Annotated in this window: 15 protein-coding genes; 1 reads left to right on the top strand and 14 read right to left on the bottom strand. The window is 41.8% G+C overall.

Annotation, left to right across the window (positions count from 1 at the left end; translation table 11 throughout):
- Positions 1–17 precede the first annotated feature (17 nt).
- The 6 genes from ACJAT7_RS01885 to ccoN all read right to left on the bottom strand — a co-directional run bounded on the left by ACJAT7_RS01885 (position 18) and on the right by ccoN (position 6,234).
- Positions 18–2,411, bottom strand: a complete 2,394-nt coding sequence (locus ACJAT7_RS01885) for a heavy metal translocating P-type ATPase (RefSeq protein WP_415225100.1) — start codon at positions 2,409–2,411, stop codon at positions 18–20.
- Positions 2,411–2,884 carry a FixH family protein gene (locus ACJAT7_RS01880; protein ID WP_415225099.1) on the bottom strand — a complete coding sequence of 158 codons (474 nt, stop codon included), beginning with the start codon at positions 2,882–2,884 and terminating at the stop codon, positions 2,411–2,413. The genes ACJAT7_RS01885 and ACJAT7_RS01880 overlap by 1 nt, the downstream gene beginning before the upstream one ends.
- A 106-nt stretch (positions 2,885–2,990) precedes the next feature.
- A complete protein-coding gene (ccoP, locus tag ACJAT7_RS01875; protein WP_415225098.1) occupies positions 2,991–3,950 on the bottom strand; it encodes a cytochrome-c oxidase, cbb3-type subunit III in 960 nt (319 codons plus the stop codon).
- A complete protein-coding gene (locus ACJAT7_RS01870; protein ID WP_415225097.1) occupies positions 3,950–4,141 on the bottom strand; it encodes a cbb3-type cytochrome oxidase subunit 3 in 192 nt (63 codons plus the stop codon). Before ACJAT7_RS01870 ends, ccoP begins: the two co-directional genes overlap by 1 nt.
- Positions 4,142–4,189: 48 nt before the next feature.
- The gene (gene ccoO / locus ACJAT7_RS01865) at positions 4,190–4,792 is read right to left on the bottom strand and encodes a cytochrome-c oxidase, cbb3-type subunit II (RefSeq protein ID WP_415225096.1); all 603 of its coding nucleotides are present in this window, start codon (positions 4,790–4,792) and stop codon (positions 4,190–4,192) included.
- A gap of 11 nt (positions 4,793–4,803) precedes the next feature.
- Positions 4,804–6,234, bottom strand: coding sequence for a cytochrome-c oxidase, cbb3-type subunit I (gene ccoN / locus ACJAT7_RS01860; protein ID WP_415225095.1), 1,431 nt, complete (start codon positions 6,232–6,234; stop codon positions 4,804–4,806).
- A gap of 229 nt (positions 6,235–6,463) precedes the next feature.
- Between ccoN and ACJAT7_RS01855 the strand changes: the two genes are divergently transcribed.
- Complete coding sequence (locus ACJAT7_RS01855; protein WP_415225094.1) at positions 6,464–6,925, top strand: hypothetical protein; 462 nt, start codon at positions 6,464–6,466, stop codon at positions 6,923–6,925.
- A gap of 36 nt (positions 6,926–6,961) precedes the next feature.
- Here the strand turns inward: ACJAT7_RS01855 and ACJAT7_RS01850 are convergent, their stop codons facing one another.
- The 8 genes from ACJAT7_RS01850 to rapA form a co-directional block, all read right to left on the bottom strand.
- Complete coding sequence (locus ACJAT7_RS01850; RefSeq protein ID WP_415225093.1) at positions 6,962–7,408, bottom strand: DoxX family protein; 447 nt, start codon at positions 7,406–7,408, stop codon at positions 6,962–6,964.
- A complete protein-coding gene (locus ACJAT7_RS01845; RefSeq protein WP_415225092.1) occupies positions 7,405–8,157 on the bottom strand; it encodes a DNA-binding domain-containing protein in 753 nt (250 codons plus the stop codon). Before ACJAT7_RS01845 ends, ACJAT7_RS01850 begins: the two co-directional genes overlap by 4 nt.
- Positions 8,144–9,004, bottom strand: a complete 861-nt coding sequence (locus tag ACJAT7_RS01840; RefSeq protein WP_415225091.1) for a DUF692 domain-containing protein — start codon at positions 9,002–9,004, stop codon at positions 8,144–8,146. Before ACJAT7_RS01840 ends, ACJAT7_RS01845 begins: the two co-directional genes overlap by 14 nt.
- 70 nt (positions 9,005–9,074) lie before the next feature.
- Positions 9,075–9,338, bottom strand: a complete 264-nt coding sequence (locus ACJAT7_RS01835; RefSeq protein ID WP_415225090.1) for a DUF2282 domain-containing protein — start codon at positions 9,336–9,338, stop codon at positions 9,075–9,077.
- A 332-nt stretch (positions 9,339–9,670) separates the two neighbouring features.
- On the bottom strand, positions 9,671–11,044 hold the full coding sequence (gene pntB, locus ACJAT7_RS01830) for a Re/Si-specific NAD(P)(+) transhydrogenase subunit beta (protein WP_415225089.1): 1,374 nt from the start codon (positions 11,042–11,044) through the stop codon (positions 9,671–9,673).
- A 2-nt stretch (positions 11,045–11,046) separates the two neighbouring features.
- Positions 11,047–12,591: a Re/Si-specific NAD(P)(+) transhydrogenase subunit alpha gene (locus ACJAT7_RS01825; protein WP_415225088.1), complete on the bottom strand. Its 1,545-nt coding sequence runs from the start codon at positions 12,589–12,591 to the stop codon at positions 11,047–11,049.
- 430 nt (positions 12,592–13,021) lie between these two features.
- On the bottom strand, positions 13,022–13,690 hold the full coding sequence (locus ACJAT7_RS01820; RefSeq protein WP_415225087.1) for an RluA family pseudouridine synthase: 669 nt from the start codon (positions 13,688–13,690) through the stop codon (positions 13,022–13,024).
- A 72-nt stretch (positions 13,691–13,762) separates the two neighbouring features.
- Positions 13,763–16,675: an RNA polymerase-associated protein RapA gene (rapA, locus tag ACJAT7_RS01815; protein WP_415225086.1), complete on the bottom strand. Its 2,913-nt coding sequence runs from the start codon at positions 16,673–16,675 to the stop codon at positions 13,763–13,765.
- Between the last annotated feature and the right edge of the window lie 522 nt (positions 16,676–17,197).

The following is a 17,197-nucleotide window of genomic DNA, read 5'->3' as shown; positions in this document are numbered from 1 at the left end:
TGCGGCAATGACCGGCTCTATTTTAGTAAGCGCAGGGAATTACTAACTACGATTAACGAACTAAACGACATACCTATTACTGCAATATAAGGGGGAACGTGCCCCATAATGGCAAGCGGGACAATAATGAGATTATAGCCGATTGCCCAGGCAAGGTTTTGTTTAATAATAGCCGTCGTTTTTTGCGCTATTTTATTGAGCGCCTGAAGCTTATTGAGATCTTCACCCAATAAAATCACATCTGCACTGTTTTTGGCAATATCGCTGCCGCTTGCCAGTGTGACGGAAACATCGGCACCTGCTAAGACAGGCGCATCATTGATACCATCACCGACCATTAACACCTTATCTTTTCTCTGCAGTTTTTGTAAATAGAGCAGTTTTCCCTCAGGTGTCACCCCTTTTATGACATTATCAATCTTCAATAAGGTCGCAATATCTTCACTTTTGAGAGAGATGTCACCCGTCAACAGCGTGGTTTTAATTTTTCGAGTATGGCAATAGTCAATGATTGTCGCAGCACTTTCGCGTAACTGATCACCTAATTCAAAGGTTGCTAATAATTTTTTATCGACAGTGAGATAAATCAGCAACTCTTTGCTCTCCAGGGGGGTATCAATTGCGCAAAACAGTGCGTGTCCGAGTTTTAATGTTTGTTGACGGTAATCACCCTGCAGTCCTTGACCGGGTATATTGACAATATTATTTAATATAATTGTGTTTTTTTGTTGTTTTTGAAATGCTCGTGCAATGGGATGTTCCGATACATTTTCTAACTGCGATGCCAGGTCGATACACTGCTGTTTTGAGTACTCTCCGTAAACCCTTGTATTAAGAAGTGAAAAATCACCCTTGGTTAAGGTGCCAGTTTTATCAAATACCATGTGATCAATTTTATTAAGAGTTTCCAGTACATGGTGCTGTTTAATTAGAATGCCTTGCTTATTGAGTTGTGCGGTAGCACAAGTTAATGCCGTGGGAGTGGCAAGAGACAGTGCGCAAGGACAGGTCGCGACCAGCACGGAAAGCGTTATCCAAAAAGCCTGTTCGGGGGCAATTAAACTCCAGCCGATATAGGTGAGTAATGCGACAATAAGTAAGGTTGCAACAAAATAGCGGGAGACAGTATCAGCCAAAATTTCAATGCGCGGTTTGTTAAGCTGCGCGCTATCCTGCAGGTGAATAATATCGGCAATCAAACTGTTTTGGGCGAGCTTATCAACGCGAATGGTTAACGGGCTGCTGCTATTCACAGTGCCGGCGAAAACAGGATCGTTTTCTCCTTTACTAACTGGCAGATGCTCGCCAGTTAACATTGACTCTTCGATATTACTGGTGCCATCGATAATAGTGCCATCAACGGGTACTGTTTCGCCTGCTTTGACTAAAATAATCTGCCCTATCTGAAGCGTTTTTGCCGGGATAATTGATTGTTGCTGTGGTTTATTTATATCTTCAATTAAGGTTGCCATTGAGGGTAGCAGGCGCAATAAATTGCTTGTTGTTTCGGATGCTTTGCGTCTTGCTCGTAGCTCTAATAAGCGGCCCAGTAATAACAGAAAAGTAAACATAGAAACAGATTCGAAGTACACTTCACCGCGCCCTATAATGGTCGCATAAGCGGATGCACTGTAGGCGCCGAGCAGGGCAATGGAGATCGGGATATCCATACCCAAGGCTTTATTACGCAGATTACGCCACGCATTGATATAAAAAGGTTGCGCGCTATAAAGTAATACTGGCGTTGCCAAAATCAAACTTACCCAACGGAAATAGTGAATAAACTCGGCTTCCATAACCGAGAAAAAATCGGAATATAGCGCAATTGCAAACATCATAATCTGCATGGTCGCAAGACCTGCGAGTCCCAGACGTTGCAGATATGACTTTACCTGCTGTGTATAAAAGGCTTCCTGTTTATTAACTTGAAAAGGGTAAGCCTTGTAACCTACTTTTTGGATCTCTTTTAAAATAGCACTGAGTTTAAGCTGCTGGTTATCCCACTTAATGACGGCACGATGGAGGGTGGTATTTACATTAACAAAAAGCAAACCGGGTATAAAACGGAGCTGTTTTTCGATAAGCCAGGCACAGGCAGCACAATTTATCCCCTCAACCATTAGGGTTATTTCACTGATTGATTGGTTTTGTTTAACAAAATCTTCCTGGATTTTTGTGAGATCATAGTAATCCAGTTGCTTTAGCTCATCGGGAACCAACGCCACTATTTTTTCTGCATGGTCGCTGCGATGTGCATAGTAGGATGTTAAACCGCTATCAACTATGGTTTGTGCTACGGCGGTACATCCCGGGCAACACATCTTTTGTAGTTGCCCGTTAATAGTCACTTGGTAATGGCTGTTTTCTGGATTAGGCTCTCCGCAATGAAAGCAGTTTTTCTGTGCAACCATTACAAACTAAGAGTAGTGGTCGGTAAGGTAACTGTTTTTTGCAGACGCCAGCTTTTATCAAAGGGTTCGATGCGCAGTTGCCATTTACCTTTAAGGTCGGCATCACTGCTAAAATGAAAATCCCCTTTGCCGTCGGCGGTAAGCAGTAAAGAAATATCGCGATTTGCCAGTGTAGAATGAAATAAAGAGAGATTGATTGAGCTGCTATCCTTAACCCCATTTAAGTGAATAATAAGTTCGTTATCTATTTGCGTTACAAGCGCATTAATATTGCGACTTTGCGCATTTTTTAGCAGCGTAAAATCGGCGTTTATTGCTTTGCCTTTGCTGTAATAATCATCCACAACCATATCTGGTTTATTATGGCTGGCAATAATAAGGGTACTGATCCCCCCGATTACTGCGGTCAGCGGCAATATGATTAAAAACCAAGGCCAGAACTGTTTAAACCATTTTTTATTACTGTTTTTCATAATAGCCTTATAACGAGAGTGTCAATGAATTAACTGTGCATATAAAAAGCCTCGAAAACGAGGCTTTTTATAGTCAACAAAGGTCATGTTTGCCGCTATTCTATACTTATTCTTGTTGTGAAAGCGAATAAACAAATGCGCCAATTAAATGAACTTTATCTTCACCGAGTACGTCCGCCCAAGCGGGCATAACACCATTGCGGCCATTGCGGATACTATCCTCTACCGCTTTGCGGGAAGCGCCGTATAACCATGTTGTATCGGTTAGGTTTGGAGCCCCAAGCAGGTGAGAACCTTTCCCGTCCGCGCCATGACAAGCCGCACAGATAACAAAGCGCTCTTCCCCTGCACTCGCTTCAACTGAGTTAACGCGACGTCCGCTTAGGTTAAGTGCATATGTTGCCACTTCTTTAATACCTTGTTCCCCTAATACATCTTTCCAGGCGGGCATTACCCCTTTACGGCCCTGCATAATGCTTTGTTTAATGCTAATGGCGTCACCACCGTATAGCCAATCATTATCCGCTAAGTTAGGGAAACCTTTACTGCCACGCGCATCAGAACCGTGACATTGAGCACAGTTTTGTAGGAATAAACGCTGTCCCACTTTGACCGCTTCCGGATCCTTGGCAATTAAAGTGAAATCTTTGTAAACGCCATTTTCATCATAAGCAAGTTGCTTAAATACGCTGCCAAATTTCTTCTCTGCCGCATTCATTTCGCGTTGGTACTGGGAATGTGATGTTTCTGCAAGCGCTTCAGATTCTTCTGGTGACATGACGCTCTGCTCAGAGCTTGTCCAATCAAGTAAACCATTCCAGTTGGCGGTATAGCTTGGGAATGCGAGGCTATACAGCAAACCAACAATGATAGTGAACCAAAATAGACCGACCCACCATTTAGGCAGTGGGTTGTTTAATTCTTGAATGCCATCAAAACTATGTGGCATTGGTTGACCTTCTTCGACGCCAGTATTGTTTTTTGAGGTCGCTCTAAGCAGCACCGCACAACCAATAATAACGATCAGAGTGATCACAGTTATCCATATTGTCCAAAAAACGGTCATTATTTTTTAGCTCCTGTATGTTCGTCTTTTTCGCTTACATACTTTGTTGAGTCTTGATCTTCATCGAAAATGGAGTTTCCGATCTCTTCAAACGACTTTTTATGTTTTTTACTGTATGCCCATGCAATTAAAGCAACGAAAATAATAATTAAGAACAGCGTGTATAGTCCATTAAATGTTGCGTAATCCATAAAGCCCCCAGTAGTTGAAAGAGGTGCCCAGCAAACTGGGTACCCTAGTTATCTAAACGCATGTCCCAGTGACTGCAGGTAAGCAATTAACGCTTGCATCTCGGTTTTTCCTGCAACTGCCGCTTTTGCTCCTGCAATATCTTGTTCCGTATAGGGCACACCGAAGTTGTTTTTAAATATCTCCAATTTACGCGCAGTATCTTCACCTGTCAGGTGGTTCTCTGCAAGCCATGGGAAGCCTGGCATATTGGATTGTGGTACAACATCGCGCGGATTAAGCAGGTGAACTTCATGCCAGGCATCGGAGTAACGTTGACCAACACGTGCCAGATCCGGACCTGTACGTTTTGACCCCCATAAAAACGGATGTTCCCAAACACCTTCACCCGCGACACTGTAGTGACCGTAACGTTCTGTTTCTGCTCTAAAAGGGCGGATCATTTGGCTATGGCATACACTACACCCTTCACGGATATAGATATCACGACCTTCCATTTCCAATGCAGTATAGGGACGCAGTGTATCAACAGGCTCATTGGTCTCTTTTTGGAAGAGTAATGGTGTGATTTGGGCCAGACCACCAAAGCTGATTGCGATGATGATAAAGAGAGCCAGTAGACCAACATTCTTTTCAATAAATTCGTGCTTCATTATCTAACTCCCTAACCAAGTTCTTGAGGCGCTATAGAGCCATCTTTTGCAACAACAGTTTTGTAAGTGTTGTAAGCCATCACAAACATACCTGATAAGAAGATTAAACCACCAACGAAACGGATAGTGTAGAAAGGATATGATTTTTCCAGTGACTCAACAAACGTATAGGTTAAGGTACCGTCATCATTCACAGCTCTCCACATCAGCCCCTGCATTACACCGGAAATCCACATCGCCACTATGTACAACACCGTGCCTATGGTTGCTAACCAGAAATGCAGATTGATCAGGGCAACGCTATACATCCCCTTTTGATTAAATAGTTTTGGTACTAAGTGGTAAATGGAGCCGATGGTTATCATCGCAACCCAGCCTAATGCGCCGGAATGCACATGGCCAATCGTCCAGTCAGTATAGTGCGATAGGGCATTGACCGTTTTAATTGCCATCATCGGGCCTTCAAAGGTAGACATACCGTAGAAAGAGAGTGAGACCACTAAAAAACGTAAAATAGGATCGCTGCGCAGTTTATGCCAAGCCCCCGATAGCGTCATAATCCCGTTGATCATGCCGCCCCAAGATGGCGCAAACAGGATTAACGACATCACCATGCCTAACGATTGTGCCCAATCAGGCAACGCCGTGTAGTGAAGATGGTGTGGGCCAGCCCAAATATAAACCGCAATTAATGCCCAAAAATGGATAATAGACAAACGGTAAGAGTAGACCGGACGGTTTGCTTGTTTGGGAACAAAATAGTACATCATACCCAGGAAACCAGCGGTTAATAAGAAACCTACTGCGTTATGTCCGTACCACCATTGCACCATGGCATCAACCGCACCTGCGTAGACAGAGTAAGATTTCATGCTGCCCATTGAAACCGGGATGGCCAGGCTGTTGACGATATGCAATACAGCGACAGTGAGAATAAATGCACCGAAGAACCAGTTTGCCACATAAATATGTGATGTTTTACGTATTGCTAATGTGCCAAAAAATACGATTGCATAGACAACCCATACTGCAGTGATAAGCAGATCGATTGGCCATTCAAGTTCAGCGTATTCTTTTGACGTGGTGTAGCCCAAAGGAAGTGAAATGACGGCTGAGATAATCACCAATTGCCAGCCCCAAAAGACCACCGAAGCGAGCTGCCCCCCAAACAAGCGTGTTTGGCAGGTACGTTGCACCACGTAAAAAGAGGTGGCCATTAATGCCGACGTACCAAATGCAAAGATAACCGCATTGGTATGTAGTGGACGCAAACGGCTGTATGTTAGCCAGGGGGTGTCGAAGTTAAGTACGGGCCAGATTAACTGAGCTGCAATTAACACTCCGACACTCATGCCAATAATACCCCAAAATATGGTGGTAAGTGTGAACTGACGGACAACTTTATAGTTGTAGTCAGGTTGAATTGTAGTTGCGCTTGTCATTGTTTTGATTCCATGCATGTATTTACAATGTAAGTTTGTTTATGGCGTAATATAAGTAATTATTATTCATCAATAAATTATTCTTGGCATCACTGATAAAACATATTAATTTTTGCTAGAGTTTACGTGAAGATGTTTTAAATGAACAGAATTTGGTTATCTAAATGTTAACAATGTTGCGTTTTGTGTTACAAGCTAGTGCAGTTCATTATTTTTACAGGGGTTTACAATGTTAAAAAAAGGTCGAGTTATCCAGTTGGGTCTGATGTTGCTTGTTTTACTTGCACTGGTGCTGTGGCGAACTTTTGATAGCGTCCAAGCTGTTGCGCCAAAGAACCAGAGTGAAGCGGAACTGGTGAACTGTGATTATTTTACTCCCTGTGAGTTTACCACCCCGCAGGGCGCATTTTGGTTAACTGTTGCTAACCCCCCTATCAAAGCTGAGCAGTGGATCGATTTTAATTTACAATCAGAACTGCAAACGTGGCGGATAATCGATGCAAAAATTATCGGTAAAAATATGTTTATGGGACGTATTCCCGTTCTTTTTAGCCCCTTTGAAAAGGGCTTTGCGGCGAAAACCTTAGTTGGCGCCTGCACCTCCAAACAGATGATTTGGCAATTACAGATAACCGCTGAAGTTAACGATATAAGCGAATTACTGTTATTTGATTTTGTGGTTACCCATTAATTTTGGCAAACGATTTTCTCTCAATCCAAAGCCGGGTTATTTAATTAAAAAATGTTTTTTTAGCAATTGATCAAGAGAAATCGAGCCCGCTCCCCAAAACAGATTGATAAGCATCATTAATCCCCATAATTTGTGATCATAGAAACCGCCTTCCCAAAGCACCGGGTATGAAATAACCGCCATTATATTGAAAGCAAATAAAACAGCGGCCATCGGTCTTGTAAGCAAGCCGAATAATAGAAAAATTGGGATTATCAGCTCAGCCGCGGTGCCTAAATATGCCGCCATTTCCCATGGTAGAAAGGGCACCTGATACTCCTCTTCAAAAAGATATAAGGTGCTATCCCACGTGGTTATTTTTAAATAACCTGATCTCAAAAAAACACTCGCCACCCAAAAACGTGTAAACAAGAGCAACAGAGGTGTGGCGTAGCAGTGCATTTTTTGCACTGAGCGCTGATAAAATTCGAGTGTTTTATTCATGATGTTTCCTTAACAGTAAATCCGTTGAGTAGCTCTTTTTCCAGTAATACAGGTAGAAACTGATGTAAATCAGCCGGTGTTATTTCGCTTAAAGTGCGATGGTTGGAGATTTGTTGCAGCAGTGCATACTGATTGACACTTAACTCGATAAGTTCGACATTAAAATCCGCCTGTTTTTTTAAAGCCAGGTAACAAGGGCTATTTAAGTCGGTTTCTTCTACCTTGTCGTTAACAATCATCTGATACAAACGGTAGATATCTTGCTCACTTACAAAAAGGCTTACTTGCGAGGGTATATTAAAGATAATTGTTGCAAATAAAGTGGCGGGTAGGGCTGCCAGTTTTTCGATATCAAGCGGCTCGGATTGTAGTTGCGCGTTACTTGTTTGCTCTAAACACCATTCAAATCGCGCCATTTCAGCAATATAAGGCAAGCTCTTTAATTGCGGCAAGTTTTGTAAAAAACCACTAAAACCATTACCGTAATTAATTATATTATTTTCGCGGGGCGGCTGCGTCAGTATAAATTGTCGGGCTACCGTATTAAAAAAGTCTTCTCCCACTAACGATAAGGTATGCTGATAGGTAACCGCAAGTGCTTCGGTTACACCCATTACAAAACTATTGCGGTAAAGCTGCAGTAAATCATTACTGCTGAAGTGCTCTTTTTCTTGAATTTCAGATGCGATCAAATCGTTTTTGTATAACAGCGTTTCACTAAATTGTTGCTGTAATTTATTGATTTTCATCACTGCAGCCCCCATCAATAGCCTGCCTTATTTTTTTGGCCTTGTTGTGCTCCCCGATTAAAATGTCAAGTTGTGGTATCTCTAAATCCCACTCGATTAGGGTGATTGCCTCTGTTTTTGTCTGCTTTATATATTGCTCATAAATATCCCAAACAGCCTGGCTAACAAAGGTGCTGTGCGTATCAATTAAAATAGATCCGCCATTGACCTCTTTTTTAGTAAAGCCTGCTAGATGAATCTCCTGCACGGCTTGGGCATTTATAATATCCAGGTATTTTTCCACTGAAAATTGATGATTAGTCGCGCTGACATAAATATTATTCAGATCCAGCAGTAAACCACAACCGGTTTGCTTTGCTATCTCATTGATAAATTCAGGCTCGCTCATCTCACTGTTTTTATACTCTAAATAGGAGGAGGGGTTTTCTATCAGTATCTGTCGTTGTAGCGTCTCTTGAACTTGATTGACGTTGCTTACAAAGCAGGAGAGAGCCTCTTTGGTATAGGGAATAGGTAATAGATCGTTAAAGAAATTGCCCTGCAAAGAGCTCCAGCTTAAATGATCAGAGACAAGCGCAGGTTCAAAGCGGTCCACTAACTGCTTGAGATTATTTAAGTGACTCACACTGATCGGCTCACTGCTACCCAATGATAAACCTATTCCGTGAAAGCTCAGTGGATAACATTCAGCAATCTGTTCAAGGTGAAAATGATTTTTACTGTGTGGATTGAAATAATTCTCGCTGTGTATCTCAAGAAAACCAAGCGCTGGTTTTGAGGATAATATATTTTGATAGTGCGGTGCGCGTAACCCTATTCCAAATGCACCTTTGTCAATTTTCTTCACAATATCCCCTTAAACCTCCACTACAGTTGAAATAGATTAGGGCGTTAACGCCCTAATCTATATATAAATACTATTTTTCTTTTGGCATTAAGCTACCGCCTGCTAATTTTTCACATAAACCTTTCGGTACAGCTAGAAAAGCATCTGCCTGGTTATCAACCTTTGAAGTCCCTGCACATGAGCTTGTTTTTGTTGCACAATCATTTTGACCAGCTGCTGCAACGCCATAACATTTCTCTTTACCCGCGGCCATCGCTGGGGTTGAAATAAGCGCACCGCCTACAGCAAGAAGTGTTGAAACAGTCGCGGCTAAAGCAAGATTTGATTTTTTCATAATAGAAATCCTATATATAATGATTAAGATGAAGTAAGCACCATTTGTGCATTTTTTGTCGTATTCGATTATATAAACCGAGGAATCGGAGAAAAAATTTCATACTTTTTAACTTTTTTTTAACCGATCATTAACAATTATCTTTTAATTCTTAATAATCAATAGCTTATGTTTGTTGTTGTTTTTTAGTAAGGATGCTTTTTTAATTTTTTTAACAACGTTCACTGGTAGGTTTTTGATGACTTTATAGCAGGGGAGATTATTTCAGTGCGAATCGATATAAAAAAGGCGCTTAAAAAGCGCCTTTTTACTCTTTATATAATCAGAGCTGGTTACATATTTTGTAAAATAGCATCAACAGATGTTTTAGCGTCACCTAACAACATTTCCGAGTTCTCATTGAAGAACAATGGATTTTGAACGCCAGCATAACCTGCGCCCATTGAACGTTTAAAGATAATAACTTTTTCTGCTTCCCAAACGCTTAATACCGGCATGCCCGAGATAGGTGTACCCGGCTCATTGGCCGCTGGGTTAACTGTATCGTTTGCACCGATTACCAGTACCACATCAGTTGTAGGGAAATCTGCGTTGATCTCATCCATCTCTAATACGATATCGTAAGGAACTTTAGATTCAGCTAATAATACGTTCATATGACCCGGTAAACGGCCGGCAACAGGATGGATGCCAAAACGAACATTTTTACCTTTAGCGCGAAGACGTTTAGTTAGTTCCGCAACTGGATATTGCGCTTGTGCAACCGCCATACCGTAACCTGGTACGATAATTACATTTTTAGCCGCGTTTAATGAGTCAGCAACTTCTTGCGCGTTGGTCTCAAAATGGTCGCCATATTCATTATCGCCATCTTGTGCAAATACTTCGTTACCAAAACCGCCTAAAATAACGCTGATAAATGAACGGTTCATTGCTTTACACATAATGTAAGAAAGGATTGCACCCGAAGAGCCCACTAATGCACCGGTGATGATTAACAGGTCATTTGAGAGCATGAAACCTGTTGCTGCTGCTGCCCAACCCGAATAGGAGTTAAGCATTGAAACAACAACGGGCATATCTGCACCGCCGATTGAAGCCACTAAATGCCAGCCGAATGCCAATGCAATCACTGTCATAATGATTAATGCTATCAGGCCTAAATCACCCGTGACAAAGCTCACCAATAATAACGCAGACGCTGTGATCGCCGCGATATTGATCCAGTTTTTGCCGGGTAAAGCTAATGCTGAACTGCTGACTTTTCCGCTTAACTTGCCAAAGGCAACAATTGAACCGGTAAAGGTCACCGCACCGATGAAGATACCTAAGAACACTTCAACATTGTGAATCGTTTTTGCAGCACCGAATAGCACGCTGTGATCAAGATATGAGTTGAAACCGATAACGGCGGCCGCCAGACCTACAAAACTATGCAGGATAGCGATAAGCTCAGGCATTGAAGTCATTTCAACTTTTAATGCTAAACGTACACCGATACCAGCGCCGACAGCCATTGCTATAGTAATGTAACCTAAGCCGGAAACTTGCGCGCTGGCAATGGTTGCGATAACAGCAATGATCATGCCTATGATGCCAAAGATATTACCTTTTCGAGCAGTTTCTTGGCTACTCAAACCACTAAGGCTGGCAATGAATAGGATGGCTGCAATAATGTATGCAGCAGTAATTAATCCTTGAGACATGGTTATTTATCCTTTTGGAACATTTTCAACATACGATGTGTAACAGTAAAACCGCCCACTATGTTGATGGTTGCGATTAGTATCGCAATCGTAGATAACAAAGTAACAACTGCGCTGTCACTACCGACCTGAAGCAGCGCACCGACAACTATGATGCCGCTGATTGCGTTTGTCACACTCATAAGAGGTGTGTGCAGTGAATGCGCAACATTCCAGACCACTCCGTAACCTACGATACATGCCAGTATAAATACGGTGAAATGAGCTAGAAAGTCTGTTGGAGCAACACTTGCCAGCCAGCCGAATAAACCCGCTGCAACAATGGCAGAAACTGGTTTGATCCATTTGTTCGGTTTTTTTTCTTCAACCACAACAGCTTCTTTAGTTTGTGCATCTTTAGCTGCGGGAGCTGCGCTGACGTTAATTGCTGGTGGCGGCCATGAGATTTCACCCTCTTTAACGACTGTCGCACCGCGTACTACTTCATCTTCAAAGTCGATATCGATTAGACCGTCTTTGTTTTTACAAAGCAGTTTCATCAGGTTAACTAAGTTTGTCGAATAAAGTTGGCTTGATTGGGTAGGTAAACGGCTTGGTAAATCGGTGTAACCAATGATTTTTACGCCATTTTCCGTCTGGAATATCTCATCTTTAACAGTTAAAGCCGCGTTACCGCCAGCTTGTGCCGCTAAATCGACAATCACGCTACCCGATTTCATTGACGCTATCATCTCTTTCGTAACGAGAAGCGGTGCGGGTTTACCAGGAATAAGCGCTGTGGTGATAATGATATCAACATCTTTCGCTTGTTCTGCCATCATTTGTGCTTGTGCGGCTTGAAAACCTGCACTCATGGTTTTTGCATAACCTGTGGTGCTGACTTCTGTTTCCTCAACGTAATCAACTTCGAGAAACTCAGCGCCCATACTTTCGACTTGCTCTTTTACTTCAGGACGCGTATCGAATGCGCGAACAATTGCACCTAAACTTCCAGCCGCACCCAATGCAGACAGACCGGCAACACCCGCCCCGATAATGAGTACTTTAGCAGGCGGCACTTTACCGGCTGCAGTGATTTGCCCGGTGAAGAAACGCCCAAACTGGTTAGCCGCTTCAATAACCGCACGGTAACCCGCGATATTGGCCATTGAACTTAACGCATCAAGAGCCTGCGCACGAGAGGTGCGTGGCACGCTATCCATTGCGATTACGCTAATTTTTTTAGCGGCTAGTTTGCTCAGTAAATCTGGATTTTGAGCTGGCCAAATGAAACTGACTAAGGTTGCTCCCTCTTTCATTTGTCCAATTTCACTGTCGGTAGGCGCGTTAACTTTAAATATAATATCTGATTGCCATACAAGTTCATTGTCGGTGCCGATTTGCGCACCTGAATCTTGATAGGCTTGATCAGAAAAGCTAGCGGCTGTTCCTGCGTTTGTTTCTACAATAAAAGTGAAACCTTGTTTAATCAGCAACTCTACTGTTTTGGGAGTCGCCGCTACGCGGTTTTCATTTTTTTGGCTCTCTCTAGGTATACCTATTTGCATAGTAAGTCCGTGATCGCTTGTTATTATGAATAGTCGATTTTACGTACAATAAAAAGGTAAAAACAGATCTGGATCATGTTCACCATTTATTTATACGTCTTTGTATTTATTTATTTAAACATATTTGTAGGGCTTTGTAAGTGTTGCTACGCCCCTGCTGTTTTTTGTTATTTCTGCTACAGAAAATAGCCACGCTAAATTGTTTTATGGCATTTATCGCAATAAAAAAACGAGAGGCAAATACTAGTGAATAAAATCGTATTCGGCTACTGTTTTTCATCTAAAAAGCACTGATTATTGTAACAATTATGAACTTCATATAGCAATTCCATATATCCAGTTGATAATATGTGAAAGTAACACTTTTTTGTAATTAATTCGCATCCTTCATCTCTGTTTGTTCCGATGACTTTAATAGGTCTCAGCTATTTTAAATGTTTGCAAAAGGAGGCGGGCAGTTGAAGGTGATTCTCTGCTCAGTGCCAGGGTGCGTTAAAGTGATACTTGCAGCGTGTAAAGCTAATCTCTCTGGAGAGAGTTGCTGACCGAAAACAGTTGCATAAAAGTCATCGCCAATAATAGCATGACCCAGTGCTTGCATATGAACCCGCAGCTGATGCGTGCGACCGGTTAATGGTTTTAGGCAAACAAGCGTGCTCTGCTTGTCGCGCTTAATAACCTGCCATTGAGTTTGTGAGCTTTTACCCTGTTCGAAGTCGACAATCTGGCGGGGTCTGTTTTCCCAATCACAGCGAATAGGCAGATCAATTAAGCCTTCCTCTTTTGTGATTACCCCTTCTACACGTGCATAGTAAGTTTTATCTATTACTTTTTGCTGAAATTGACGACCGATGTGGCTTTGTGCCGATTTTCGCATCGCAAAAACAAGAATACCAGAAGTTGCTAAATCTAAACGATGTACAACGCAGGCATCGGGCCAAATGCGTAGAACGCGTAATGCTAAACTATCCCTATTTTTTTTTTCACGACCTGGTACGCTCAATAATCCCGCTGGTTTATTTAATACCACAATATCATCATCCTGATAAAGGATATCTAAGTAGGGCCCTTGTGGCGGGTAGTAAACAAAATTTGGCATATTAACTCAACTGAATAAATAACAAGAGGAGCGTACTCCTCTTATTATGCGATGAATGTAAAGGCGAAGCGATTACGAATGGGTTGAGACGATAAAGCGAATTCCGTCCAACTTCAATTGCGTTTGATTTAATATCTTCTCAAAATCAGTTTGTTGATCACGGAGATATTGAATCTCATCCTCACGAATATTCGGGTTGACGGATTGTAATGCTTGTAATCGGTCCAGCTCTTGTTGCAATGTTTGTTGCATCTCCTGTTTTGCACTAAGCAGAACGTCAGCCATTAAAGATTGTGCGGTTGGCAGTGAACTTTTAATTAGCTGATGGATTAATGGCTGCGATGTATTGGCAATTTTACGGCTAATATGACGGTTAATCGGGGTTAATTGACGATCAAAACTATCAAAAGTCACACTCTGTCCCAAATCTTTACCGTTTTTATCGAGCAGTAAACGAATCGGTGTTGTAGGTAAAAAACGACTTAATTGGGCATTGTCGGTATTAAGCGCTTCAACAATATAGATTAGCTCTAGAAAAGTAGAGGCTGCCGGCAGCGTGTTGTTTTTAAGAATAGCCACAGATGTAGTACCTGTGTCTGAGCTTAAAATCATCTCCATACCACCGCTTATCATTGGATGCTCCCAGCTTAAGTATTGCACATCATCACGGCTTAATGCGGTTTTGCGATTAAAGGTCACCGTTGCTCCCTCTTCGCTTAAGCCCGGGAAATCAGAGGTCAGCATATGATCGGTTGGTCGCAGCACTAAACAATGCTCGCCTTTGTCTTCCTGCTGCACGCCAACAACATCAAACAGCTGCAGTGCAAACTGGGTAAAGTCAGATTGCTGATCCGCTTCAGTGAGATCATCAAGCAGTTCGCTTGGGTGTAAAATGCCGCTTGAGTTGATTTCAAGCAGCTTATCGCGGCCTTGCTCGAGTTGCTTTTTAAGCTTCTGATTAAACTCTCGCGTTGTTTGAATTAACTTGGTAAATTCATCATTGTCATTATTTCCCGTGGCTAACAGTTCAATTAAATCATCTTTAATTAACTCATAAACAGTATGGCCGGTCGGTGTTGTCTGTGTAAAAGCGGATAACCCTTTTTCATACCAATGTTGCAGATATTCTTGTGAAGTGCCTTTTAAGTAAGGTGTATAAATTTCAATATCGCAACGTTGCCCGATTCTATCTAAACGGCCAATACGTTGTTCAAGCAGATCCGGGTTGATCGGTAGATCAAACAGTACAAGTTGATGAGCGAACTGGAAGTTGCGACCTTCAGATCCTATCTCAGAGCAGACCATTACCTGTGCTCCGCCTTCTCCCTGAGCGAAGTAAGCGGCTGCTTTATCACGTTCAATCAATGATAATCCTTCATGGAAAACGGCCACTTTAATCGCTTCGCGTGTGCGTAGCGCTTCTTCAATGGCTAATGCAGTTTCCGCTTGGGCTGCAATAATTAATATTTTGTCATCTCTTAACTGCAACGTCAGATCAATTAACCAGCTAATACGAGGATCAAATAAACACCATGAATTACTCGTAGAACCTTCAAAATCCTGATAAAGCTTCTCCGGGTAAAGTGCAGTAAATGCCTGTTGCTCGCGCGTGCCTGATGGCAACATTTTAGACACTTTAATGGCTGTTTTATATTGTTCAGGTAAAGGCAGAGCAATTGATTTTAAACTGCGCTTTGGAAAACCCTGAATGGAAGAACGTGTATTACGGAATAACAACCGGCCTGTACCGTGGCGATCCAATAGATTACTAATTAATTCACGTTGCGCCTGCTGACGTTCACTATCTTCAAGTGAAAGATCGTCAATAATGTTAAACAATGGTTGGGTATCTTGCTCACTGAGCAGCTCAGTAATGCTGTTTTTAGCGTCATCAGTTAACTTCTGGTTATCAAGCAATAGATTAACAGCATTAACAACAGGTTTATAACCGGCTTCCTCATTAACAAATGTTTGGTAATCAAAGAAACGACTTGGATCAAGTAAACGTAAACGTGCAAAATGACTTTCATGGCCTAATTGGTCAGGGGTTGCGGTTAACAATAAAACCCCGGGAATAGCATTTGCTAATGCTTCAACAACTTGGTATTCACGACTGGGCTTCTCTTTATCCCAAATCAGATGGTGTGCTTCATCAACAATTAACAGATCCCAATCTGCTTCTAAAGCATGTTCAAAATGTTTCTTCTTACGTAACAGATTAATGCTGCATAAAACTAACTGTTCAGTTTCAAATGGATTTATTTCATCAAGATAGGCTTCATTACAGCGTGAATCATCAAAAATACTGAAATGCAGGTTAAAGCGGCGCATCATCTCCACTAGCCACTGATGTTGCAGGTTTTCGGGTAATACAATTAATACACGTTTTGCGCGACCTGTTATCAACTGCTGGTGGATAATTAGTCCCGCTTCAATCGTTTTACCAAGACCGACTTCATCTGCCAATAAAATGCGGGGCGCGTGGCGCTTACCGACTTCTTCTGCAATGTAAAATTGGTGTGGGATAAGATCAACACGCGCGCCTAACAACCCGCGTAAATTAGATTTCTGTTGCTGATGTTGATGTGTTAATGCTTTATAACGTAATACGAAACGGTCGAATTTATCAATTTGACCGGCAAAGAGTTTATCTTGCGGTTTATTAAATTTGATAAAGTTATTTAAAAAAGTCTCTTTTAATTGGCAAGGCTCACCAGTATCTGTCCGCGTACCTATATAAGTAATTAAATTATCTGTCTCATCGATCTCTTCCACCAAAAGCTTCCACTCCTGATGACTAAGTATTTCATCACCTATATTAAAACGAACACGAGTGATGGGAGCTTCTGCGATAGAGTAAAGGCGTTGTTCACCGGAAGCTGCAAATAATAAAGTCAACATACGGCCTTCTATAGCCACGATAGTGCCTAATCCTAATTCTGACTCTGCATCACTGATCCAGCGTTGACCCAACGAAAATGTCATAAAATACCACTCAAAATAAAACTGAAAATAAGAAAGGGCGCTATGTTACCTAAATCACACGGCAAGGTACTAATCATAAAACTATAAATTTGCCATTAATGGACACAAAATAAAAATAGTCGAACAATTTAGAAACACAGCATGACAGAACAGAAATTATTTTAATGATAAAACAAAAAAAGGGAAAAAACGGATGATTGCTCATTAAACAAGCAAACGAAATTATTGTGCAAATAAAGGGTTGCCAAACAAACCCGAATCCCTATAATGCGCCACACAGACAAGGGCTGCAACGCCCGTGAATGAGAACGAAAGAGGCTAGTTTCTGATAACGTTAAACGTTAATTGGAAACATTAAAAAGGCTGTTGACATCGTTTGAAAGGCGCGTAATATACGCACCTCGCCGAAAGGCTGCTCTTTAACAATTTAATCAAACAATCTGTGTGGACACTTATTGTTGATGTGATTTCAAAAAAATCAAAGTCCTCGCATTATTTATAATGCAAGGCAACATCAATAGT

The sequence above is a fragment of the Psychromonas sp. genome (genome assembly GCF_047632995.1).
Classification (GTDB): domain Bacteria; phylum Pseudomonadota; class Gammaproteobacteria; order Enterobacterales; family Psychromonadaceae; genus Psychromonas.
This window is presented reverse-complemented; position numbering and strand designations above follow the sequence as displayed.